27 protein-coding genes and 1 tRNA gene are annotated in these 20,681 nt (G+C 69.2%); 11 read left to right on the top strand and 17 right to left on the bottom strand.

Going from position 1 to position 20,681, the window contains the following annotated elements; translation table 11 throughout:
• Positions 1-21: 21 nt before the first annotated feature.
• Positions 22-690, bottom strand: a complete 669-nt coding sequence (locus DAI20_RS13150; protein WP_108251516.1) for a PadR family transcriptional regulator — start codon at positions 688-690, stop codon at positions 22-24.
• Between the two features lie 240 nt (positions 691-930).
• Between DAI20_RS13150 and DAI20_RS13155 the strand changes: the two genes are divergently transcribed.
• On the top strand, positions 931-1,449 hold the full coding sequence (locus DAI20_RS13155; RefSeq protein ID WP_108251518.1) for a DUF3145 domain-containing protein: 519 nt from the start codon (positions 931-933) through the stop codon (positions 1,447-1,449).
• Between the two features lie 244 nt (positions 1,450-1,693).
• Here the strand turns inward: DAI20_RS13155 and DAI20_RS13160 are convergent, their stop codons facing one another.
• The 6 genes from DAI20_RS13160 to aceE all read right to left on the bottom strand — a co-directional run bounded on the left by DAI20_RS13160 (position 1,694) and on the right by aceE (position 9,645).
• Positions 1,694-2,929 (bottom strand): beta-ketoacyl-[acyl-carrier-protein] synthase family protein, encoded by a 1,236-nt coding sequence (locus tag DAI20_RS13160; RefSeq protein WP_108251520.1) that lies wholly within the window; start codon positions 2,927-2,929, stop codon positions 1,694-1,696.
• 87 nt (positions 2,930-3,016) lie between these two features.
• Positions 3,017-3,265: an acyl carrier protein gene (locus tag DAI20_RS13165; RefSeq protein ID WP_108251522.1), complete on the bottom strand. Its 249-nt coding sequence runs from the start codon at positions 3,263-3,265 to the stop codon at positions 3,017-3,019.
• A 39-nt stretch (positions 3,266-3,304) separates the two neighbouring features.
• Positions 3,305-4,309 carry a beta-ketoacyl-ACP synthase III gene (locus tag DAI20_RS13170; protein ID WP_108251524.1) on the bottom strand — a complete coding sequence of 335 codons (1,005 nt, stop codon included), beginning with the start codon at positions 4,307-4,309 and terminating at the stop codon, positions 3,305-3,307.
• Between the two features lie 69 nt (positions 4,310-4,378).
• Positions 4,379-5,299, bottom strand: coding sequence for an ACP S-malonyltransferase (locus DAI20_RS13175; protein WP_108251526.1), 921 nt, complete (start codon positions 5,297-5,299; stop codon positions 4,379-4,381).
• A gap of 343 nt (positions 5,300-5,642) precedes the next feature.
• A complete protein-coding gene (locus tag DAI20_RS13180) occupies positions 5,643-6,875 on the bottom strand; it encodes a PucR family transcriptional regulator (RefSeq protein WP_108251528.1) in 1,233 nt (410 codons plus the stop codon).
• Between the two features lie 43 nt (positions 6,876-6,918).
• A complete protein-coding gene (aceE, locus tag DAI20_RS13185; RefSeq protein WP_108251530.1) occupies positions 6,919-9,645 on the bottom strand; it encodes a pyruvate dehydrogenase (acetyl-transferring), homodimeric type in 2,727 nt (908 codons plus the stop codon).
• 280 nt (positions 9,646-9,925) lie between these two features.
• Here aceE and DAI20_RS13190 point away from each other — a divergent pair, with 280 nt between their 5' ends.
• Positions 9,926-10,402 (top strand): peroxiredoxin, encoded by a 477-nt coding sequence (locus tag DAI20_RS13190; RefSeq protein ID WP_108251532.1) that lies wholly within the window; start codon positions 9,926-9,928, stop codon positions 10,400-10,402.
• Positions 10,403-10,721: 319 nt separating this feature from the next.
• Positions 10,722-10,794, top strand: a tRNA-Val gene (locus DAI20_RS13195).
• A gap of 45 nt (positions 10,795-10,839) precedes the next feature.
• Here DAI20_RS13195 and DAI20_RS13200 read toward each other — a convergent pair.
• Both DAI20_RS13200 and DAI20_RS13205 read right to left on the bottom strand, forming a co-directional pair.
• Positions 10,840-11,358 (bottom strand): hypothetical protein, encoded by a 519-nt coding sequence (locus DAI20_RS13200; RefSeq protein ID WP_159085044.1) that lies wholly within the window; start codon positions 11,356-11,358, stop codon positions 10,840-10,842.
• A complete protein-coding gene (locus DAI20_RS13205; protein ID WP_108251536.1) occupies positions 11,358-11,858 on the bottom strand; it encodes a hypothetical protein in 501 nt (166 codons plus the stop codon). Before DAI20_RS13205 ends, DAI20_RS13200 begins: the two co-directional genes overlap by 1 nt.
• Before the next feature lie 444 nt (positions 11,859-12,302).
• Here DAI20_RS13205 and DAI20_RS18560 point away from each other — a divergent pair, with 444 nt between their 5' ends.
• The 3 genes from DAI20_RS18560 to DAI20_RS13215 all read left to right on the top strand — a co-directional run bounded on the left by DAI20_RS18560 (position 12,303) and on the right by DAI20_RS13215 (position 13,803).
• Complete coding sequence (locus DAI20_RS18560; RefSeq protein WP_159085045.1) at positions 12,303-12,464, top strand: hypothetical protein; 162 nt, start codon at positions 12,303-12,305, stop codon at positions 12,462-12,464.
• 10 nt (positions 12,465-12,474) lie between these two features.
• Positions 12,475-12,672: a hypothetical protein gene (locus tag DAI20_RS13210; RefSeq protein WP_159085046.1), complete on the top strand. Its 198-nt coding sequence runs from the start codon at positions 12,475-12,477 to the stop codon at positions 12,670-12,672.
• Positions 12,673-12,876: 204 nt separating this feature from the next.
• The gene (locus tag DAI20_RS13215; protein ID WP_108251540.1) at positions 12,877-13,803 is read left to right on the top strand and encodes a TolB family protein; all 927 of its coding nucleotides are present in this window, start codon (positions 12,877-12,879) and stop codon (positions 13,801-13,803) included.
• Between the two features lie 161 nt (positions 13,804-13,964).
• On the opposite strand, the gene DAI20_RS18565 is transcribed toward DAI20_RS13215, so the two are convergent.
• The 5 genes from DAI20_RS18565 to DAI20_RS13225 form a co-directional block, all read right to left on the bottom strand.
• Entirely contained in the window at positions 13,965-14,141 is a 177-nt protein-coding gene (locus DAI20_RS18565) for a hypothetical protein (protein WP_159085047.1), read from the bottom strand.
• Positions 14,138-14,374: a hypothetical protein gene (locus DAI20_RS18570; protein ID WP_159085048.1), complete on the bottom strand. Its 237-nt coding sequence runs from the start codon at positions 14,372-14,374 to the stop codon at positions 14,138-14,140. The genes DAI20_RS18565 and DAI20_RS18570 overlap by 4 nt, the downstream gene beginning before the upstream one ends.
• A 47-nt stretch (positions 14,375-14,421) precedes the next feature.
• On the bottom strand, positions 14,422-14,568 hold the full coding sequence (locus tag DAI20_RS18575; protein ID WP_159085049.1) for a hypothetical protein: 147 nt from the start codon (positions 14,566-14,568) through the stop codon (positions 14,422-14,424).
• Positions 14,565-14,762, bottom strand: coding sequence for a hypothetical protein (locus DAI20_RS13220; RefSeq protein WP_108251541.1), 198 nt, complete (start codon positions 14,760-14,762; stop codon positions 14,565-14,567). The genes DAI20_RS18575 and DAI20_RS13220 overlap by 4 nt, the downstream gene beginning before the upstream one ends.
• A gap of 197 nt (positions 14,763-14,959) precedes the next feature.
• The gene (locus tag DAI20_RS13225) at positions 14,960-15,199 is read right to left on the bottom strand and encodes a hypothetical protein (protein ID WP_159085050.1); all 240 of its coding nucleotides are present in this window, start codon (positions 15,197-15,199) and stop codon (positions 14,960-14,962) included.
• Between the two features lie 65 nt (positions 15,200-15,264).
• Between DAI20_RS13225 and DAI20_RS13230 the strand changes: the two genes are divergently transcribed.
• From DAI20_RS13230 to DAI20_RS13245, 3 genes are all read left to right on the top strand, one after another.
• Entirely contained in the window at positions 15,265-15,459 is a 195-nt protein-coding gene (locus DAI20_RS13230) for a hypothetical protein (protein ID WP_108251545.1), read from the top strand.
• A gap of 3 nt (positions 15,460-15,462) precedes the next feature.
• Positions 15,463-15,744, top strand: coding sequence for a hypothetical protein (locus DAI20_RS13235; RefSeq protein ID WP_159085051.1), 282 nt, complete (start codon positions 15,463-15,465; stop codon positions 15,742-15,744).
• Positions 15,745-16,079: 335 nt separating this feature from the next.
• Positions 16,080-16,520 (top strand): hypothetical protein, encoded by a 441-nt coding sequence (locus DAI20_RS13245; protein WP_159085052.1) that lies wholly within the window; start codon positions 16,080-16,082, stop codon positions 16,518-16,520.
• 24 nt (positions 16,521-16,544) lie between these two features.
• On the opposite strand, the gene DAI20_RS13250 is transcribed toward DAI20_RS13245, so the two are convergent.
• Positions 16,545-16,877 carry a hypothetical protein gene (locus DAI20_RS13250; protein ID WP_108251553.1) on the bottom strand — a complete coding sequence of 111 codons (333 nt, stop codon included), beginning with the start codon at positions 16,875-16,877 and terminating at the stop codon, positions 16,545-16,547.
• 466 nt (positions 16,878-17,343) lie between these two features.
• Here DAI20_RS13250 and DAI20_RS13260 point away from each other — a divergent pair, with 466 nt between their 5' ends.
• Positions 17,344-18,339, top strand: coding sequence for a protein kinase family protein (locus DAI20_RS13260; protein ID WP_108251557.1), 996 nt, complete (start codon positions 17,344-17,346; stop codon positions 18,337-18,339).
• A gap of 64 nt (positions 18,340-18,403) precedes the next feature.
• On the opposite strand, the gene DAI20_RS13265 is transcribed toward DAI20_RS13260, so the two are convergent.
• Both DAI20_RS13265 and DAI20_RS13270 read right to left on the bottom strand, forming a co-directional pair.
• Positions 18,404-18,799: a type II toxin-antitoxin system VapC family toxin gene (locus DAI20_RS13265; RefSeq protein ID WP_108251559.1), complete on the bottom strand. Its 396-nt coding sequence runs from the start codon at positions 18,797-18,799 to the stop codon at positions 18,404-18,406.
• Positions 18,800-18,928: 129 nt separating this feature from the next.
• A complete protein-coding gene (locus DAI20_RS13270; RefSeq protein WP_159085053.1) occupies positions 18,929-19,339 on the bottom strand; it encodes a hypothetical protein in 411 nt (136 codons plus the stop codon).
• Positions 19,340-19,475: 136 nt separating this feature from the next.
• Here DAI20_RS13270 and DAI20_RS13275 point away from each other — a divergent pair, with 136 nt between their 5' ends.
• Entirely contained in the window at positions 19,476-20,681 is a 1,206-nt protein-coding gene (locus DAI20_RS13275; RefSeq protein WP_240606068.1) for an MFS transporter, read from the top strand.

The raw sequence follows: 20,681 nt of genomic DNA on the forward strand, positions 1-20,681 counted from the left end.
CTCAGAAACGGGCGGCGCGGGTCAGGAGGCGGCGGCGTCGCGGACAGGGCGGCCGCGGCGGGGCGGCGTGCTGAGGAGCGGCACGGCGGCGGCACCCGGGCCGCTGCGCTCCAGTCGCGCCGCAGCGCTGTCGAGCCAGCGCACCTCGGCCTTGGCGTGCTCCACGAGCGCGTCGGACACGAGCGCCGCCGCCAGATCCTCCGCCATGCCATCAGGGGCGACGGTTCCCGCACCGGCACCGACCGTGACGCGTCCGACCGGCGCGGTCGTGCTGCCCGCGGGGCCGGACGGAACGGCCCGCTCGGCGACGAGGGCCTCGAGCCGGGCGAGGGATGCCGCCCGCTGCTGAGCGATGAGCACGCGCACGTCTACGCCGGGCAGGGTGGCGGCGAGGGCCAGCTTGATCGCGAGCTCGTCCCGGGCCGCGGCCGAGCGGTCGACCGGCGTGGACAGCCACTCGCCGGCCTCGGCCCGGCCGTCGTCCGTGATGGCGTAGTAGACGTGGCCCTCGTCATCCGAATCACCCTTGACGACGAGGCCGTCCCGCTCGAGTCGATCCAGCGTGTTGTAGATCTGGCCGACATTGAGGGGCCAGGTGCCGCCCGTGCGCCGGTCGAACTCCGCACGCAGCTGATAGCCGTAGCAGGGACCCTGGTCGAGGATCGCGAGGAGGCTCTGGCGCACCGACATCGTGCACCCCCTTCCTGGACCACCGGGGTTTCCCCTGTACAGAGATAGTGCGTCCGGTCGAGCGCTCCCCGGCGGAGGACACGCCGCCTCCCGCGCATCACACGTTTGTCATTCGCCCCTAGCCTGGGCATAATTCAATCAACGGCAGCAATGTCGGCATCACCACCGATGTACCGGGACCACCGGTTCATCCGTTCAGTAGGTCGTTGGGGAAGACGTACCTGATCGAACGGAGGAAGCATGGTCGCGGGAAGCGGATCACAACTGAAGGCACGGGGAGTGCTGTTCGTGCACTCCAGCCCCCGCGCGCTCTGCCCCCACGTCGAGTGGGCAGCAGGTCGCGCTCTCGGTGCTGCCGTGAACTTCGACTGGATCGAGCAGCCGGTGCTGAAGGGCGCCCAGCGCACGGAGTTCTACTGGGAGGGCCCGCAGGGCTCCGGTGCCGCTCTGGCGTCCGCGCTGCGCGGGTGGGAGCACCTGCGCTTCGAGGTCACCGAGGATGCGGGGCTCGGCACCGATGGCGGCCGTTGGATGCACACGCCCGATCTCGGCATCTTCTTCGCGCAGACCGACACGGCCGGCAACACCGTCGTGCCCGAGGACCGCATCCGTTACGCCATCGAGGTGGCCGGCTCGAACACGCTCGAGCTGCACCGCGAGCTGCGCCTCGCGCTCGGCCAGGCGTGGGACGACGAGCTGGAGCCGTTCCGCCACGCGAGCGACCTCAACTCGGTGGTCTGGCTGCACAAGGTCGGCTGACCCCGCCGCTCCCCACCGCGCCCTACAACGGCGCCGGCCGGTTACGGTCCCTGAGCCTGTCGAAGGGACGCGACCGATCCTCCTGTGATCCCTTCGACGAGCTCAGGAACCGTGCCTCCCACCCGCGCATTCGAGCTGCCCCTGCCCAGGCAGGAGGATCGTGCCCAGCTTTTAGCTGCGCAGGATCCTCCTGCCTGGGCAGGGGCGCGAGGTGCTAAACGGCCGCGACGAGGGGCGGTCGGGCCTAGGCGGTCGCGAAGGCGACGACGGCGTTGTGGCCGCCGAAGCCGAAGGAGTTGCTGATCGCGAGCAGCGTGCCGTCGCCGAGCTTGCGCGGAGACGTCACGACGTCGAGGCGCACCTCCGGGTCCTGCTCGGTGAGGTTGATCGTCGGCGGGGCGACGCGCTCGGCCAGGGCCTTGATCGTGAAGATCGCCTCGATGCCGCCGGCGCCACCGAGGAGGTGACCGGTCGACGCCTTGGTGGCCGACACCGGGATGCCCTCGACGTCGTCGCCGAAGACGCGGCGGAGCGCGTGGTACTCGGCGATGTCGCCGACGGGCGTGCTCGTGGCGTGCGCGTTGATGTGGGCGACGTCCGACAGGTCGGCGCCCGCCGCCTTGACGGCGCCGATCATCGCGCGCGCGGCCGCTGAGCCCTCGGGGTCCGGAGCGGTGATGTGGTACGCGTCGCTGGTCACGGCACCGCCGAGCAGCACGGCATAGATCTTCGCGCCGCGCGCCTTGGCGTGCTCCTCGGTCTCGAGCACGACGGCGGCGCCGCCCTCGCCGAGCACGAAGCCGTCACGGGTGACGTCGTAGGGGCGCGAGGCCGTGGCCGGCTCGTCGTTGCGCTTCGAGAGCGCCTGCATCGCGGCGAAGGACGCGATGGGCAGCGGGTGGATGGCCGCCTCGGATCCGCCGGCGATGATGATGTCCGCCAGGCCCGCCTGGAGGTGGTCGTAGGCGTTGGCGATCGACTCGGTGCTGGATGCGCACGCCGAGACGACCGTGCGCGCGCCGGCGCGGGCGCCGAGGCTCATCTCGATCGCGGCCGCGGGGCCGTTCGGCATGAGCATGGGCACGGTCATGGGCAGCACGCGCCGCGGGCCGCGCTCGCGCAGGGTGTCCCACGCGTCGAGCAGGGTCCACACGCCGCCGATGCCGGTGGCCCAGTCCACGCCGAAACGCTCGGGCTCGACCTCGGGCGCTCCCGCGTCGGCCCAGGCCTCACGCGCGGCGGTGAGGGCGAACTGGCTCGAGGGATCGAGGCGCTTGGTCTCGATGCGCTCGAGCACCTCGGAGGACGGCACCTTCGCCTGCGCGGCGAAGGTGATCGGGATGTCCCACTTCGCCACCCACTCCTGCTCGAGCGGACGGGCGCCCGACTGGCCCGCGAGGAGCGCCTGCCAGGTCTCCTCGGCGGTGCCGCCGAGCGGCGACGTTGCACCGATTCCGGTGACGACGATGGTCTTGGTCATGTGCGGCGACTCCCTGGGGGTGGTGCGGGCTGATACGAAGAAGGCCGGCCCGTCGCGAGCGAGGGGCCGGCCATCGGCTAGAAGCTTCTAGCTCTGCGCCGCGGTGATGTACCGCACTGCGTCGCCGACGGTCTTCAGGTTCTTGACCTCTTCGTCCGGAATCTTGACGTCGAACTTCTCCTCGGCGTTGACGACGATCGTCATCATCGAGATCGAGTCGATGTCGAGGTCGTCCGTGAACGACTTGTCCATCTCGACCGTGTCGGCGGCGATGCCGGTCTCATCGTTGACGAGCTCGGCCAGGCCGGCGAGGACTTCTTCGGTGGACAATGCCATGTGTTTTCTCCTTGGGGTGTCGAGTGACCGTGGGACAGTTTAGGGCAGGACGACCACTTGGGCGCCGAAGACGAGCCCGGCCCCGAAGCCGATCTGCAGGGCCAAGCCGCCGCTGACCTCGGGATTCTCCTCGAGCAGCCGGTGGGTCGCGAGCGGGATCGACGCGGCGGACGTGTTGCCCGTCGTGGCGATGTCCCGGGCGATCACGACGCTCTCCGGGAGGCCCAGCTGCTTCGCGAGCTCGTCGATGATGCGCATGTTCGCCTGGTGGGGGATGAACGCGGCAAGCTGGTCAGCGGTGACGCCCGCGGCCTCCAGCGCCTGCTTCGCGACCTTCGCCATCTCCCAGACCGCCCAGCGGAAGACCGTGGGGCCCTCCTGGCGCATCATGGGCCACTCGGCCTCGCCGTCGCGGTACTGCTCGTAGGTGGCGTCCATGCCGACGGCATCCCACTTGGAACCGTCAGAGCCCCAGACCGTCTTGGAGATGCCCGGCGTCTCGCTGGGACCGACGATGGCCGCGCCCGCGCCGTCGGCGAGGAGGAAGGAGATCGTGCGGTCGGTGGGCTTCGCGAACATCGAGAGCTTCTCCGCCCCGACGACGAGCACGTACTCGGCCAGGCCGGTGCGCACCAGGGAGTCGGCCTGCGCGATCGCGTAGGTGTAGCCGGCGCAGGCGGCGGAGATGTCATAGGCGGCCGCGGGGGTGGCGCCCACCCGGTCCGCGAGCATCGCGGCGACCGAGGGCGTCGTGACCGTGTTGCTCACCGTGGACACGATCACCGCGCCGATCCGGGACGCGTCGATGCCCGACTTCTCGATCGCCTCGTTCGCCGCCTCCACGGACATGTCGATCACGCCGCGCTCCTTGCTCGCGCGGCGCCGCTCGATCACGCCCGTCCGCTGACGGATCCACTCGTCGGAGGAATTCATGGGCGCCACGATGTCCTCGTTCGGCACGACGAGGTCGCCACGGGAGGCGCCGAGCCCGAGGATCCGCGTGAACGCGGGACCGGTGGCCTGGGTGAGGGTGGGAAGAGTCATGGAACCCTGTCTGTCGTGTGACGAGCTATCGTGCGGGCTGGCGAGGGGGAGTGGGATGACGCGGGCGGGCTAGGCGTGCTGGTCGATGAGGTCGAGCGCCGCGGGGATGTCGTCCGGCGTCTTCACGGCGACGGTCGGCAGGCCCTTGAGCCCGCGCCGGGCGAGCCCGACGAGCGCCCCGGCGGGGGCGAGCTCCACGATGCCGGTGACCCCGGCGGCGGCGAACGCCTCCATGCAGCGATCCCACCGTACCGGCGAGGACACCTGGCCCACCACGAGGTCGAGGAACCGCTGGCCGTCGTCGACGACGGATCCGTCCCTGTTGGTCCAGATCGTGGTGTCCGGCGTGCCCGGCTGCACCCGTGCCGCGGCGGCGGCCAGGGCCTCCTTGGCGGGCTCCATGTAGCGGGTGTGGAAGGCACCGGCCACCTGGAGCGGGATGACGCGGCTGCCGGGCAGCGGTTCCGCCTTCAGCGCCTCGAGGGCGTCGAGGGCGCCGGCGACGACGATCTGGCCGCCGCCGTTGAAGTTCGCGGGCTCGAGCCCCAGCTCCGCGAGGCGGGCCAGAAGGGTTTCCTCGTCCGCACCGAGGACCGCGCTCATGCCGGTCGGCTCCAGGGCGGCCGCCTCCGCCATGGCCCGGGCGCGCTCGCTCACCAGCGTCATCGCCTCGGTGTGGCCGAGGATGCCCGCGCCGGCCGCGGCCGTGATCTCGCCGACGGAGTGGCCGGCGATGCCCGCGATGCGGTCCCTGCGGCCGTCCGCGAGCAGGGCCTCGAGGGCCAACAGGCCGGCGGCGACGATGAGCGGCTGCGCGACCGCGGTGTCCCGGATGGTGTCGGCGTCCGACTCCGTGCCGTGGCGGGCGATGTCCACGCCCGACGCCTCACTGAAGCGCTCGACCATGCCGCGGTACTCGTCGTGCTCGAGCCAGGGGGAGAGGAAGCCGGGGGTCTGGGAGCCCTGTCCCGGGCAGGCGAGAACGATCACCGTCCAATCCTGCCCGGTTCCCGTGCCGCTCCTGTGTTGTGACACGACCAAGATCCGCGAAGAGCTTTGTGAGAGTGCCACAGTGTCCGGGTCGTCGCCGTCGTGCGTCGCCGGACCCTTTAGAGGTCGCGGAGGTCTCCCCACGGTCGCTGCGTCCTCCCACGGTCGCTGCGTCCTCCCACGGTCGCTGGGCTCCTCCCATGGTCGCTGAGCTTGTCGAAGCGACGTGACGGATCCGTAGGAGCGCGCGCCCCTTCGACAGGCTCAGGGACGGTACCCGGCGCAGGGACCATACCCGGCCGCGGAACCGCTCCTCGGCGGGACTGCGCGACCACCGGCAGCGTCAGCGTTGCGGGTCGCGGTGTCGCTTCGGGCGGGGAACCGGGATGCGGACATCGCCGTGCCCCGGCTCCGCGATCGAGCCGAGGATCAGGGCCGCCTGCAGGATGAGCGCCTCGCGCGCCCCTGTGGCGTCCCAGCCGATGACCTCGGAGACCCGCTTCAGGCGGTAGCGCACGGTGTTCGGGTGCACGAACAGCTCCCGCGCGGTCCCCTCGAGGGAGCGCCCGTTGTCGAGGTAGCACCAGAGCGTCGCAAGCAGCTCGGTCGAGTGGTCCTGCAGCGGCCGGTAGACGCGATTGATGAGAGTGGCCCGGGCGAGCGGGTCACCGGCCAGCGCGCGCTCGGGGAGCAGGTCGTCCGCCAGCAGCGGCCGGGGCGCGTTGCGCCACGAGCGCGCCACGGCGAACCCGGCGAGGGCGGCGCGTGCGCTGCGCGACGCGTCCACCAGGCTCGGCACCTCGGGCCCGAGCACGAGGTGACCGGGGCCGAAGCCGGGCTCCAGCTGGCGCGCGATGTCGAGGAAGCTGAGCACCTCGGTCTCGCCGGGCTCCTCGCCGTCGCCGGGCCGGGGGCGCGCGCGTCCGATCACGAGGACGAGCCGGTTGCCCTGCACGCCGATGAGCACGTCCGAGAGCGAGTGCCTGGCCGTGCGGCGCAGCTGGTCGACGTCGAGCATCTTCGGGGCGGTGCCGACGAGCACGCTCACCTCGCCGTGGCCGTGCCAGCCGAGTGCCGCGATGCGGGACGGGAGCTCGTCGTCGTACTCGCCACTCAGGATCGAGTCGACCACGAGCGCCTCGAGCCGGGCGTCCCACAGCCCTCGAGCCTCCGCCGCGCGGGCGTAGACGTCGGCGGCGGCGAAGGCGATCTCCCGGGAGTACAGCAGGATTGACTCCCGCAGCGTCGCATCGCCGTTCTTGATGCGCTCCTCGACCACCTCGACAGTGACGCGGATGAGCTGCAGGGTCTGCTGCAGGCTCACCGACCGCAGCAGCTCGCGGGGCGCGGCGCCGAAGACGTCGGCCGCGATCCACGGCGTGGCGCGGGGATCCTCGTACCAGCTGATGAACGAGGTGATGCCCGCCTGCGCCACGAGACCGACCGCGGACCGCCGCCCCGGCGGCATGTCGCCGTACCAGGGCAGCGTGTCCTCGAGTCGCTTGAGCGTCGCCGTGGCCAGCTCGCCCGAGAGCGAGCGCAGCCAGGCGAGCGTCTGCTCCTTGGTCTTGGGCACGAAGGCGTCTCGTCCTCTCGTCCGCGCGGCCGGCGGGAGAGCCCTAGCTCTCGCCGCCCGCCGATCCGGTCGTGCCCGCGCTCACGTCGTGAAGGCGGTACTTCTCGATCGCCCGGGCCGGGGCACCCGCGTCGACGAGACCGCGCTTGACGAGCGACTCGAGGGTGCGGACGACCATGCTCGGGCCGTCGATCTTGAAGAAGCGGCGGGCCGCGGGACGCGTGTCCGAGAAGCCGAAGCCGTCGGCGCCGAGCGTCGCGTAGTCACCCGGCACGAACGGACGGATCATCTCCGGCAGCGCGTGCGAGAAGTCGCTCACCGCGATGAACGGGCCGTCGGAACCCGACAGCTTGTTCGACACGTAGGACACGCGAGGCTCGTCGTCGGGGTTCAGGAAGTTGTGCTCCTCCGCCGCGAGACCGTCGCGCTGCAGCTCGCTCCACGACGTGACGGACCAGACGTCCGCGGACACGCCCCAGTCCTCGGCGAGCAGCTTCTGCGCCTCGAGCGCCCACGGCACGGCGACGCCCGACGCGAGGAGCTGGGCGCGGGGGCCCTCGATCTCCGCCGTCTTCAGGTGGTAGATGCCGCGCACGATGCCGTCGACGTCGACACCCTCGGGCTCCTTCGGCTGCACGAGCGGCTCGTTGTACACGGTGATGTAGTACATGACGTTCGGGTCGGCGTGGTTGCCGCCGTACATCCGCTCGAGGCCGGCGCGCACGATGTGCCCGATCTCGTAGCCGAACGCGGGGTCGTAGCTGACCACGGCCGGGTTGGTGGCGGCGAGGAGCGGCGAGTGGCCGTCCGCGTGCTGCAGACCCTCACCGGTCAGCGTCGTGCGACCGGCGGTGGCGCCGATGAGGAAGCCGCGCGCCATCTGGTCGCCCGCCGCCCACAGGGCGTCGCCCGTGCGCTGGAAGCCGAACATCGAGTAGAAGACGTAGATCGGGATCAGCGGCTCGCCCTGCGTCGAGTACGACGTGCCGACGTTGGTGAACGCCGCGAGGGCGCCCGCCTCGTTGATGCCGACGTGCAGGATCTGGCCCTGCGGGCTCTCCTTGTAGGAGAGCAGCAACTCGCGGTCGACCGACGTGTAGTGCTGGCCGTTCGGGTTGTAGATCTTCGCCGTCGGGAAGAAGGCATCGATGCCGAAGGTGCGCGCCTCGTCCGGGATGATCGGCACGATGCGGTTGCCGAAGCCCTTGCTGCGCGTGAGGTCCTTGAGCAGTCGCACGAACGCCATGGTGGTGGCGATCTCCTGCGTGCCGGAGCCCTTCTTCATGATCGCGTAGGCGGAGTCGTCGGGCAGGGTGACCGACGTGTGCTTCGTGCGACGTTCGGGGGAGTAGCCGCCGAGCGCGCGCCGGCGCTCCTGCAGGTACTGGATCGCCTCGTCGTTCTCGCCCGGGTGGTAGTAGGGCGGCTGGTACGGGTTCTCCTCGAGCTGAGCGTCCGTGATCGGGATGCGCATCTCGTCGCGGAACTGCTTCAGGTTGTCGAGCGTGAGCTTCTTCATCTGGTGGGTCGCGTTGCGGCCCTCGAACGACGGGCCGAGGCCGTAGCCCTTGACCGTCTTCGCGAGGATGACCGTGGGCTGGCCCTTGTGCTCGGACGCCGCCTTGAACGCCGCGTAGACCTTGCGGTAGTCGTGCCCGCCGCGCTTCAGGTTCCAGATCTGGTCGTCCGAGTAGTCCTTCACGAGCTCGAGGGCGCGCGGGTCGCGGCCGAAGAAGTTCTCGCGGATGTAGGCGCCGCTCTCGGCCTTGTAGGTCTGGTAGTCGCCGTCGGGCGTGCGGTTCATGAGGTCGAGCAGGGCGCCCTCGCTGTCCCGGGAGAGCAGGTCGTCCCACTCGCGGCCCCAGACGACCTTGATGACGTTCCAGCCGGCGCCGCGGAAGAAGCTCTCGAGCTCCTGGATGATCTTGCCGTTGCCGCGCACCGGGCCGTCGAGGCGCTGGAGGTTGCAGTTGATGACGAAGGTGAGGTTGTCGAGGCCCTCGTTCGCGGCGACCTGGAGCTGGCCGCGGCTCTCGACCTCGTCCATCTCGCCGTCGCCGAGGAACGCCCAGACGTGCTGGTCCGACGCATCCTTGATGCCGCGGTTGGTGAGGTAGCGGTTGACCTGCGCCTGGTAAATGGCGTTGATCGGGCCGAGGCCCATGGAGACGGTGGGGAACTGCCAGAAAACCGGCATGAGGCGCGGGTGCGGGTACGACGGGATGCCGTGCGGCGCCTGCGACTTCTCCTGGCGGAAACCGTCGAGCTGCTCGGTCGAGAGGCGTCCCTCGAGGAAGGCGCGCGCGTAGATGCCGGGGGAGGCGTGGCCCTGCACGAAGACCTGGTCGCCGCCGCCCGGGTGGTCCTGGCCGCGGAAGAAGTGGTTGTAGCCGACCTCGTACAGCGCCGCGGACGACGCGTAGGTGGCGATGTGCCCGCCGACCGCGATGCCGGGACGCTGGGCGCGGTGCACCGTGATGGCGGCGTTCCAGCGGATCCACGCGCGGTAGCGGCGCTCGAGGTCCTCGTTGCCCGGGAACTGGGGCTCGTTCTCCGAGGCGATGGTGTTGATGTAGTCCGTCGTCGGGACCATCGGCACGCCGAGGTGCAGATCCTTCGAGCGCTTCAGCAGGCTCAGCATGATCTCGCGCGCACGCCCGTGACCGCGGGCCGCGACAAGCGCATCGAGGGACTCATTCCACTCGGCGGTCTCCTGCGGATCCATGTCGTCCGCGTGCACCGAGTACGGGTCCTGATCGTTGACAGTCACCCTCGACCTCTTTCTGTTTTGGACAGATTCGTCTCGCGCCATCCGTGAGCGCCCAGGGTGGGGGCGACGGGTTCGGCAACCTGACGAGCCTACTAATTCTATTGGTCGGTTTCTCCAAAGGCCTGCCAGCCCGGGCGGTCGTTCCTCCACAGACGGGAGGTGCGAACGGGAGCGCAACGCCCCGAGAGAACAGAGGGCCCGCTTGCCTCAGGCGAGCGTATGATCAGCAGTCGTGTGTGCCGGGCCGCCTCGGTCCGGCGTTGAAAGGACGTCAGGCATCATGCCTCTGGAGAACTACACGCTGGCTCCGGATTTCGAGCTCGCCAACCAGTTCGGTGAGCGGATCCGACTCAGCGAGTTCCGCGGCCGCCGCGCGGTGGCCCTCGTATTCTTCCCGCTCGCGTTCTCGGGCACCTGCACCGGCGAGCTGTGCGCGCTGCGCGACAACCTCGACATGTTCGTCCGCCACGACGTCGAGCTGCTCGGCATCTCCGTCGACTCCAAGCACACGCTCCGGGCGTGGGCGGAGTCGCAGGGCTACGACTTCGATCTGCTGGCCGACTTCTGGCCGCACGGTGGCGTCGCGAAGGAGTACGGCGTGTTCCTCGAGGAGAAGGGCTTCGCAACCCGGGCGACCTTCCTCATCGACAAGGCCGGCGTGATCCGCGGAAGCTTCGTCACGGCTCCGGGCGAGGCCCGTTCGATCGAGGCCTACGAGAGCGCCCTGCGCGAGCTCCGCGCGCCGGTCGCGGCGTAGCGGCTGGGGCCCGGTAGCGGGCCCGGCCGTACGGTCCCTGAGCTTGTCGAAGGGACGCGACCCGGACCCACACGGTCCCTGAGCGTGTCGAAGGGACGCGACCCGGGCACGGCGCGCCTCGCTCGGCACGCTCCGTCGCTCCCGTGTTCCCAACACAGGCTCCCTCACAGGAGTGGCCGGCACCAGTCGAGGATCCGGCCGAGCGCAAGTCCCGCGGAGCCTGTACTGCGTACCGCTGGGCGGGTATTGAGCACGAGGAGCCGCCGCGGACCGGCGCCGCACAGCCTGTAGCATGGGTGCCGCGCGCTCGGCGCGCGAGGGGCCTTTAGCTCAGTTGGTAGAGCGCCACGTTTACACCGTGGATGTCGTCGGTTCGAGCCCGGCAGGGCCCACCCTCCGCACCGTTCGAGCCGCCAGCTGAGATTTCTGGCGGCGCGTCACTCATCCGGCTCCGTCGCATCAGAGCGCGGGGGCACCAGGGTCCCGTCGATCTCGCGGAGCACGTACCTGCCGTGCTCCTCGTCGAGGTGGACGGCCACATGCCGGGATTCGCCGTTCACCTCCGCCATGAAGAACGCGCCGCATCGATCGCCGTCCTCATCGCGTCCGGGGATGCCGCAATCGGACTCCTCGATGAGCGTTCTGGCCGTCGATCCGGTGACCCTGACCCCGTAGTCCGCGGCGAGCCATGACCGAACGATGGATTCGTACAACTCACCCTCCGCCTTCTCGGCGGGAGCATCGGCGACTGTCGCGACGGTGAAGCCGAGAATGAGGGTCGCCAGGCCCGAGCAAAACGCCAGGAAGCCTCGTCGAGTGACGGGGGTGTCGGTGAATCGATAGATACCGACGGTCACCGCCATGAGCACGGCACCGATCAGTACGACCGCCACACCGACGACGGTCATCACCGGCATGGGCACGGACGGAAGGTCGGCGGGGGAGAGTGTTGGCATCACGAGGGCTCCGGCAGCGGTGGGATGACGTTCCCGTCGCGTGTCTCGAGGTAGTACTCGCCAGTATCGTGGTCCAGCTTCATGTAGATGCTGACAAGTTCGCCTCCCACCTCGTCACGGAAGAAGCTGGGTCTCCGGACGCTCCGCTCGTCCGGGACGATGGCACGCGCCTCGAACTCACCGGCCTCGAGCCCGTAGTCCTCGACTATCCACTTCTGTACCCGGGCGCTGATCTCGCCGCTGTTGGAGTTCGCAATTACCCAAACTATGAAGCTGGACAGGATGCTGAGAGCCGCAGCGACCAACAGGCACACGGCGACTCGGAACATTCGGTGACGGCCGCGGCTCCACACGTACGTCCCGGCTGTGTCGGCCTGTACTGGTCCGCTGAACACGCTCAGAAGGATCAACACTGGGAGCGTGATGATCCCGGCGATGCCCCACCACGGCAGCCCTGGCGCGGGAAGCTCGGGGAGATCAGCCGGCGTCAGCTGCCACATGGAAGGACCGCAGACAGAGGTTCGCCGCCGGAGCCTGCCGCATGCTTGAGCTCCCGCTGACGGCGGCGCAGAGGGAAGGGCATGGGCGGTCCGGTCGATCGATTCGGGGTGGGACCGGGAACGTGCCGCACAGCGGGTGCCGGGCACGGGTGATCCCTGGCGACCCGGCGGCGTCAGCTTAGCCGCGGGCGCCCTCGGGGCGAGACCCCCAGAAGGGGTCGACGTCGGCTCGTTGCGCCTCACCCGATCACGCGCGTCTGACCGCTACCTGCCCTGTGAACGCCGCTGCTCGCTCGCGAGTCCCTGATGCTTTCGGGCTCAACGTGTGGGGGAATTCGAGCTTCAGAATCAGCCCGTGACGCCCGCGTCAGTACGCCTTGCCCGTGGTGGGCGGGCGGCCTGCAGGTGCCGAGGTGGTTTCGGGGACGGCCCTAGGGTGAGCCCATGGACGTCTCGAACCTGCTCGTCATCGCTGCGATCTTCATCCTCCCGGTCGCGCTCATAGCAGCCCTGCTCTACTTCGTGATCCGGTCGGCGGTGCTCGCAGCGTTGCGGAGGCATGCCGCCGAGCAGGCATCGGTTGTTCCTCCCGCGGCAGGCGGGTGAGAATCAGCAGATGAGGGAGCCTGACCTGAACTCGCCCGGGAAAATCCCGTACCGCTGGTTCTGGGTGCTCGGCGGATCGATTCTCCTCATCGCCGTACTCTCCGCCGCGCAGGGCGTGGGGTTCATCTCCGTGACCAGTATCTTCGGCGGAGGGATGATGATCGTCCTCGGGTTCATCGAACGGCGCCGCGGAGCGCCGCCTCTCTGACGAAGGGATGTCCCCGCTCACTCGCTCGCAGAGTCGCGCCCGCCGTGTTGAGTATCGACGACCGCTACACCGGTAGCGCGGTTTACCTCCGCCGGCCCTTGCAAGCGCGCGGGCGGCAGGACGAGCATGAGGTGGGTCGGGGCTGCGGCCGGTGCTCGGCCTGCCCTGCCGAACGAGTGATTGCACCACGGCGACGGAGCGGGCATGCGAAGGTCACTGGCGACCGGGGCCCTGGTCGCGGTCGTGCTTCTCGGGGCTAGCGGCTGCGCCCCTGCTGGGTCCGGGCTGTGTGCCACGCCCGCGAGTTCTCCGACGGTCGAGAATCCAGAGGCCCGCCCGATCGCGTTCACCTCCGATCGCGCCGGCAGCTTCGACCTCTGGTTGATGGCTGCTGACGGTTCGGATCCAGTTCGACTAACGCGCGACGACGAGGCCGAGGGCTTGCCGACCTGGTCTCCTAGTGGCGCCCAGCTCGCATTCATGGCGGCAGCCGACCTGGAGAGCAAAGGTGACATCTGCGTGATCAACGCCGATGGCACGGGCCTGCGGAATCTCACTAGCACCGCCGACCGTTATGAGACGACCCCGGTCTGGTCTCCGGATGGCGAGCGCATCGCGTACGGGGTGTGGGAGGACACGTCGAACAAGATCTTCACGATGACGAGCGATGGTCAGGACAAGCGACTCCTCACCGACAACGGCAACTGGCCGAGCTGGTCGCCGGATGGCGAGCGCATCGTCTACAGCACGCCCCGGGGGAGCGACACCGGTCAGGACCTGTGGGTGATGAATAGGGACGGCAGTGATCGAAAGCTATTGGCAGAAGACTCGACCGAGATGACGGAGCCATCTTGGTCCCCCGATGGGCTGACGATCGCTTTCGTCATGTCCCGCACTCGAGAGGACATCTACGTGATGCCCGCCGAAGGCGGTCCTCACCGCAGGCTCACAACGTTGCCGGGACACGATCATTGGCCTCCGTCATGGTCGCCCGACGGCACCCAGATCGCCTTCACGGCTGATGGGGTGGATCGGGTGGGTGAGATCGCTGTCGTGGACCTGGACACACTGGCCACGACGAACCTGACCAATCATGCGGCGAACGACGCGTTCCCCGCCTGGCGGCGCTAGGCCTCCGGTCCGCCTCCATCACGACGCAACGTGCGTCACGAGCCGAAGTCTTCCAACCGCACCCCCGGGCGGTGGCCGTGCTTCCGTCGTTGTCACGGCACTCGAGCATCGAGGTCCTCGGGTCGGCAGACTACCGCCGTCTCGCGTGGCTTGGTTCTGTGTCAGTCGGTCTCCAGAGCAGCACGGAGGCGCGCTTCGGCGACATCGACGCACGCACGCATCTGCTCGTACTGCGCGCGGTCGTCGGCGCTCATGAGTGCCCCGCCGGCACCGCGGAAGAACTGGAGCGCCTCGAACTGGGCGGCGACCAGTCCCTTCCGCTCAGCGCGCTCGCTCACCGGGATCCCGAGTCCATCGATCCGCTTTGCTGCTGGTGGACGCGCAGCGAGTAGACACCGTGCCAGAGCGGATGCTGGGGGATGATCAGCAACGGCGCCCACAGCATCGGCTGGTCGAACCTCGTTACGGCGAACACGGCCGCAAGAAGCGTGGCGGATCCGGCGAACAGGGTTATGAACCATGCCCGTCGTCGCGTTCGAAGCGGCGGCCCCAGAATGCGATCCCAACGCACCGGCTCAGCGTACCGATCGGTGGTCAGGTCGCAGGCCACCCGGGGCACTACTGCTGCGTGCGGGCACGTTCGCGATGTATGGCGCCGAACTTCTTCCGCTGCTGGTTGAAGGAGCGCAGGGCGAACGGCGCGATCACCACCATCCCGACGATGCCGATGATGCCGATGATGAAACCGATGGTGTTTTCGTTCACAGCCCCGGCTCGCTCGCGCTGTTGGAACCTTTGGAACGCCGCTGCTCGCGCAGACTCCAAATGCCGCCCCAGAACGGGAGTTGCATGATGACCAGCAGCGGCAACCACGCCCCGGGTCGATCGAACGCGACGACCGCGACGACGAGGGCGAGCAGCATCAGCACGCCGCCGGTAATCGTGACGAAGAGGGCCATGCCCCGCGACCTGTACGGAGGGCCGATCAGTCGATCCCTGCTGCTCACGTGCTCAGCGTATCGAGCGGTGCCGCCGACATCAGCAGGCACGGAACGTCACACCGACGGCGCAGAGGAGGACCGTGGGAGAGCGGCGCCTTCGCCGCGACGAATCCGACGATCCCGACGCCCAACGATGCGTTGCGTGGCTAGCGGCGTCAGGCCTTCGGGCTCGCCTCGCCGCGCTTCCTCCGCTGCTGGTCCCGCAGGGTCCGCACGCCCAGCCAGAACGGGGGCTGCGTGACGAGCAACGGCGGAAGCCAGCTCGCGGGCTGATTGAAAGCGACTACCGCGAGGCCGAGCGCGAGCAGCATCACGACGCCACCGCCGATTGTCGAGAACAGCGCCAGGCGACGTGACGTGCGGGGCTTCCCGATCAACCGGTCCTTCGCAGTCACGGGGTCAGCGTACTGGGGCGTCCCATCCGGCGGACCAGGCCCGACATCACCCTAGGATCGGCGTCATGTACGCCGCGCCGATGCTCACGTTGATCATCGGCATAGGGCTTTTCCTAGTCGGGCTCGCCATGAGCCTTCGACTGCGCAGGCGGGGTGGCATGCGGGTGATGAGCGGGCCGTGGCTAGCGGCAGTGATCACCGGCTCGCTAGGCGGGAGCCTCGTCGCGATCACCGTCCTCAACCTGTTTCTCGCCCCGTAGCCCATGACCTCACCCGTGCAGCGGCGGCTGGCCATCGGTCAGGAGCGGACCTTCGGCGTCTCCATGCTCGTCATCGGGGTTCTTCTCGCCGCGGTGTCCGCGGTCAGAGTCGTCGAAGATCCGTCCGCGGTGTGGTCCTGGACCGTCGGGTGCCTCGCCATACTCCAGATCGCCACCGGGATACACGCCATTCGTAAGCACCGTCGAGATGTCGCGGAACTCGAGCGCGAGCACGGCGTGGGCGCGGGAAGCGACGCGGAGATCCGCCGTCGCCACGGGCTATGACTCACGCGGACGACGACGCCCTGCCGGGCGACACGCGGCATGACGAGCTCTCCGACCTGCGGCGACGGGTCTACGGCCGGGGCGGGGACCTTATCGGTGACCCGGCCGCTGTGGCTCGTCTAAGGCAGCTGCACGAAGTACAGGCGGGCCGAGGTCGAGGCCAACCGGGGAGCGCGACTCCAGCAGCGCCGGAGCCCGACGCCGGCGCCGGTGGCGGTGCGAGCGCCGGTGCGGAAGATGGTGCGAGCCCGCGTGAGGCGCCGGAGAGAGCGGCTCTGCCCAACACCGAACGGCCTCCTCATGCTCCGAGTCGTCGGCTACGTGTGCTGTGGGTCGTGTCCGTTCTCGTCGCTGTGCTCGTCACCGCCGTGGTGATCTCATGGCTGCACGCCTCTCCGGGCTCCGAGGTCGCGATGCTCTCCCTCAGCGAGGATCAGGAACTGCCGGCCCACCAGTCGGAGTTCTATCGAGACGTGCTGGTGACGGAGGACTTCCATGGTCTGACTGCAATCTACCTGCGTCCCGATTCCACCTCGCAGGCGAACGACGGCGGCTGTGTGCAGCTCGTCGCCAGTCGGGAGAACACAAGGGTGGAGCCCACCTTCGGCTGTGGTGCGGGGCCCTTCCCTGCGGACGTCGTGATGAAGGTCACGCAGATAGCACCGCGTGAGCTGAGGAACCGCTACGGGGTTGGGTCGACACTGCGCTTCACCGTCGTGGGCGAGGACGAGCCCTACTTCGTTCGAGTGGAATCCGTCGGACCGGCACCGAGATAATCCGGGTCCGGGTCCGACGAGCACTTAGAAATTACCTCCACCTGACCTACCGTCCGCAACCTCCCAGGAGAAGCGGCGCCGCCACGACGGAGGCACCTCTCCTACGGTCACGCGGAACAAGGCGCCGTCCTCGTCGACCGAGACGTGCAGCCGACGCTCGACGCGGTCGAACAGCGGCGTCATGCCGCCGACCCAGACGAAGGGGTTGAGGGCCTCCAGCACGATCCTCCACCAAGGCGGAGGCACAGGGTGGACCATGACCAGGTCGAACGCGTTCCGCTCGACCACGACCCAGCCGTCATTCATGCGGCGCATCATCTCCGCCCGGAGCAGGGCGGTGCGCGTATTCGCGTTCATCGGTTCCTCACGCAGCTTCCGGCATGAGTGGCGTGGCGATCACTCCGTCCTGCCGGTCCTCCATGCCGCGCGCTCGCGCTCTTCACGCTCCTCGCGCTCACGTCTGAATCGTCGCTCTCGCCGCGTCGCCGTGATCAACGCCGCGACGAAAACAAGCACGTACCCGCCATAGAAGAACCATCGCCACCCGTCGCCCGGCGCTTCGAGAGCGTAGATGAGTAGGACTCCATGCAGCCCGAAGCCGAGTACTGAAGCGACCTGGATCCGAGCGACACGCAGCACGTCTTCCGGTCGAGGATCGAAACGAGAAAGGGGTTGTCCAGGCCTGTGGACTCCCGTTGCGTCGCGCCGCCGTTCAATCATGAGTGGAGGTTATCGATGGGCAGAGAATCAGGTCTCGCTGGTCAACGAAACGGGGGCGCGAGCCCTCCTGCTCACCGGCGCCCGGCGAGGTCTAGTTTGAAGCATGGCCGTTGGCGGGGTATCGGGGACTGAACAGGTCATCTTCTCGACCGGTGATGCCGACCAGATCCGGGGAGTGCTGGACCGGTACGCGCAGACGCGTCTCGGGTCAGGGCTGGCGGACGTCATCTTCCGCGCGGGTCGCATCGACGCCGTGTGGGCCGTGACGTTGGGTGACCATCGCTCGGTGCTCATCAAGGCGCATCGGCAGCCGGCGGACCTTGCCGCGCGGCTCGCCACCGTCCAGGCGCAGCGGGTTCTCGCCGACGCGGGGTTCCCCGCACCGCGCCCGCTCTGCGACACCACCGAGTTCGAGGGACTCGTCCTCACCACCGAGGAACTCGTTACGGCCGGCTCACGGGGCGACGGCCGCGTGCCCGCCGTCCGTCGCTCGCTCGCCGAGGGGCTCGCCTCGCACGTCGCCATCCTGCGGACGATGCCCGAGATCGGGGCGGCGGCCGGCCCGGGACCGGCGTGGTGCCGGTACCAGGACGGGCCGTGGCCGGAGCCGCACGACTCCATCTTCGACTTCACCGACACGCCTCCCGGTTTCGAGTGGCTCGACGAGTACGCGGCGGAGGCGGCGTCGAGACTGCGTGAGGCGGATCCGCAGCATCGTGCCGTCGGGCACGCCGACTGGTACGTCGGCAACGCCCGGTTCAGCGACGGCGCCCTGGTCGGCACCTTCGACTGGGATCTCGTCGCGGCGCCCGAGCCGCACATCGCGGGTTTCGCGGCCGCTGCATTCACCGACGGCGGCACGGACGTGCAGGACCTGCCGCGGCCGGAGGAGGTCCTGGACTTCCTCGTCAACTACGACAGCGCACGGGAGTCGCCCTTCGACCCGGCCGAACAGCGGCAGGCGGCCGCAGCCACCGCGTGGACCCTCGCGTACAACGCACGCTGCCAGCTCAGCTTCCTCGACGGTGAGCCCCCGCCGGGCACCGCGCTCCGGCTTCTCGCCGACTCGCGGGACGCCTACCTCGATCTCCGCTGGTAGCACGAGGGCGGGCGACGCCCCGGGAGGTCGCAATGGGCGATACCGACGTGGCCGACCGATCGCTTCAGCCGAGATCCTCGAGGCTCGCGGTGACCACGACGCCGGCGACGGCCGCGGCGAGCGCCGGGTCCAGCGTCACCAGCGCGTCCGCCTGCAGTTGGGTCAGCGCGACGTACTCGGCGTCGTAGGTACTCGCCCACCCCAGTTCATCGGCGAGGTCCCAAGCGCGACGCCGGAGCACGGCGTCACCGAGGAGCCGGATCGGCAGGCGGCGGATCCGGTCGAGCCGCTCGCGGGCGACGTCGGCGGTCAGCTCTCCGCGCGCCACTGCCTCGTGCAGCGCCGAGAGGGCCTGCGACCGGAGCAGCGTCGGCGCGAGGATCTCGTGCTCCGCCCCCACCTCGTACGGACCGCTCACGAGCTGCAGCACCGCCCCGGAGTCGACGACGAACCGGGTCACTTGCCCACCCACCTCACTCGGGAACGGATGCTCAGAGGTCACCATTCCACCTTCTCCGTTGACACGCTAGGTTCCGGATTGCTTCCTTCCCCTCGAGCGAGTCCCGGATCATTCCCTCGGAGGCACGCTTCACGAAGTCATCCGGCGCCTGGCGAGGATGCCGGCGACCACGATCAGGGGAATGAGCACCAACACTGTGCCCGCCACTGCGGCCCTTCCGTCCCCCGGCCTTGCGTCGTCAAGAGAGAACAGGAACCCGAGCAGGATTCCCACGCCCAGGGCGAGCGAGGTGAAGAGTCCGGCGAAGATCGCCTCCGCCCGTTGAGGCATCGCTGCGGGCGACCGCCGGCTGGTCTGATCGGTCTTAGCGGCGAGCCGCCGTTGGCGCACCTCCATCCCGATCATCGGTCCCCACATGAGCACCGGACTCGTCGAGACGTTGAGGGAGTCGTGCAGGAACACCCCCACGACGAGCGTGACGACCGCGCCGCCGACGTACCACCAGGGGATCACGCCGCGCCAACTCACTCGTCCGCTCACGAGTGCTCACCCTACCGACGCCTCTGCGGCCCGAGGACACTCCACAAAGTGCCGCTGCCTCGTCCGGCGCCCCTAAGCTTGTTCGGCGCCGGAGCGACCCGACGCGGTCGCAGCCCGGTCGCGGAACGGAGACGGCGTGACGATCGACAGCGGTGAGGACTCACGGAGGCTCTGGAGCGGCAGCTTCGTGCTCGCCATCGTCACCAACCTCTGCATGTCGATGGTCTTCTACCTGCTGATGACCTCCATGGCACTCTACGCCGTGGACCGATTCTCCGCGTCGGACAGCACCGCGGGCCTCGCCTCCAGCTCCTTCCTCATCGGCGCTCTGGTCGCCCGCATCTTCGCGGGGAAGTTCCTCGACTTCGTGGGTCGCCGACGCACGCTCGCGCTGAGTCTCGCCGTGTTCGTGCTGATGTCGGCGCTGTACCTGCCCGTGGGCGACCTGACGCTGCTCATCCTCGTGCGCTTCGTGCACGGCGTGGCGTTCGGCACCGGCAACACCGCGATCACCGCCTCGGTGATCCGGCTGATCCCCGCCGCCCGGCGCAGCGAGGGCATCGGCTACTTCGGGATCTCCTCCACCCTGTCCACGGCGGCGGGACCGTTCCTCGCCGTGCTGCTCGCCGACCGCGCCGACTACAGCGCCCTGTTCTGGTTCAGCGCCGCCTGCTCGCTGGTCGGGCTGATCCTGGCGCTCTTCCTCCGCCTGCCCGAGCGCACCCCGACCCCCGAGGAGCGTGAACGGATGTGGCGGCTCCGGCTGTCGGACATGGTGGATCCCGCGGCGCTGCCGATCGCCACCCTCATGCTCGTCGCCGGATTCGCTTACTCGGGCGTGCTCACCTTCCTCGGGTCCTACGCCGCGTCCGAGGACCTGTCCACGGCGGCGGGCGGGTTCTTCCTCGTCTACGCGGTCGTGGTGCTGCTCTCCCGCCTGGTGATGGGCAGGATCCAGGACAGCCGCGGGGACAACGCCGTGGTGTACCCGACGCTGCTGTCCTTCGCGTTCGGCCTGCTCCTGCTGGCCGTGGCACCGTCCGCGCTGGGCGTCCTGGTCGCCGGCGCCTTCGTCGGGTTCGGCTTCGGCGCCCTTCTGCCCAGCACCCAGGCCATCGCCGTGACGGAGGCCCCGGCTCCCCGGGTCGGCACGGCGACGTCCACCTTCTACCTGCTCCTCGACGCGGGCACGGGCCTGGGGCCGCTGCTGCTGGGCGTGCTCATCCCGTTCGCGGGGTTCCGTGGCATGTACCTCGTGCTCGCGATCATCGTCCTCGCCGCGGCGCCGCTCTACCACCGCGTGCACGGGCACAAGCACTACGTGCGGCGCTTCCAGGTCTAG

The sequence above is a fragment of the Planctomonas deserti genome (genome assembly GCF_003067705.1).
Taxonomy (GTDB): Bacteria; Actinomycetota; Actinomycetes; order Actinomycetales; family Microbacteriaceae; genus Planctomonas; species Planctomonas deserti.

Excerpts from the sequence above, each read along its gene's own strand:
- DAI20_RS13150 (WP_108251516.1), bottom strand. The coding sequence starts at position 690 with ATGTCGGTGCGCCAGAGCCTCCTCGCGATCCTCGACCAGGGTCCCTGC.
- DAI20_RS13155 (WP_108251518.1), top strand. The coding sequence starts at position 931 with ATGGTCGCGGGAAGCGGATCACAACTGAAGGCACGGGGAGTGCTGTTC.
- DAI20_RS13160 (WP_108251520.1), bottom strand. The coding sequence starts at position 2,929 with ATGACCAAGACCATCGTCGTCACCGGAATCGGTGCAACGTCGCCGCTC.
- DAI20_RS13165 (WP_108251522.1), bottom strand. The coding sequence starts at position 3,265 with ATGGCATTGTCCACCGAAGAAGTCCTCGCCGGCCTGGCCGAGCTCGTC.
- DAI20_RS13170 (WP_108251524.1), bottom strand. The coding sequence starts at position 4,309 with ATGACTCTTCCCACCCTCACCCAGGCCACCGGTCCCGCGTTCACGCGG.
- DAI20_RS13190 (WP_108251532.1), top strand. The coding sequence starts at position 9,926 with ATGCCTCTGGAGAACTACACGCTGGCTCCGGATTTCGAGCTCGCCAAC.
- DAI20_RS13200 (WP_159085044.1), bottom strand. The coding sequence starts at position 11,358 with ATGCCAACACTCTCCCCCGCCGACCTTCCGTCCGTGCCCATGCCGGTG.
- DAI20_RS13205 (WP_108251536.1), bottom strand. The coding sequence starts at position 11,858 with ATGTGGCAGCTGACGCCGGCTGATCTCCCCGAGCTTCCCGCGCCAGGG.
- DAI20_RS18560 (WP_159085045.1), top strand. The coding sequence starts at position 12,303 with ATGGACGTCTCGAACCTGCTCGTCATCGCTGCGATCTTCATCCTCCCG.
- DAI20_RS13210 (WP_159085046.1), top strand. The coding sequence starts at position 12,475 with ATGAGGGAGCCTGACCTGAACTCGCCCGGGAAAATCCCGTACCGCTGG.
- DAI20_RS13215 (WP_108251540.1), top strand. The coding sequence starts at position 12,877 with ATGCGAAGGTCACTGGCGACCGGGGCCCTGGTCGCGGTCGTGCTTCTC.
- DAI20_RS13220 (WP_108251541.1), bottom strand. The coding sequence starts at position 14,762 with ATGGCCCTCTTCGTCACGATTACCGGCGGCGTGCTGATGCTGCTCGCC.
- DAI20_RS13230 (WP_108251545.1), top strand. The coding sequence starts at position 15,265 with ATGTACGCCGCGCCGATGCTCACGTTGATCATCGGCATAGGGCTTTTC.
- DAI20_RS13235 (WP_159085051.1), top strand. The coding sequence starts at position 15,463 with ATGACCTCACCCGTGCAGCGGCGGCTGGCCATCGGTCAGGAGCGGACC.
- DAI20_RS13250 (WP_108251553.1), bottom strand. The coding sequence starts at position 16,877 with ATGAACGCGAATACGCGCACCGCCCTGCTCCGGGCGGAGATGATGCGC.
- DAI20_RS13260 (WP_108251557.1), top strand. The coding sequence starts at position 17,344 with ATGGCCGTTGGCGGGGTATCGGGGACTGAACAGGTCATCTTCTCGACC.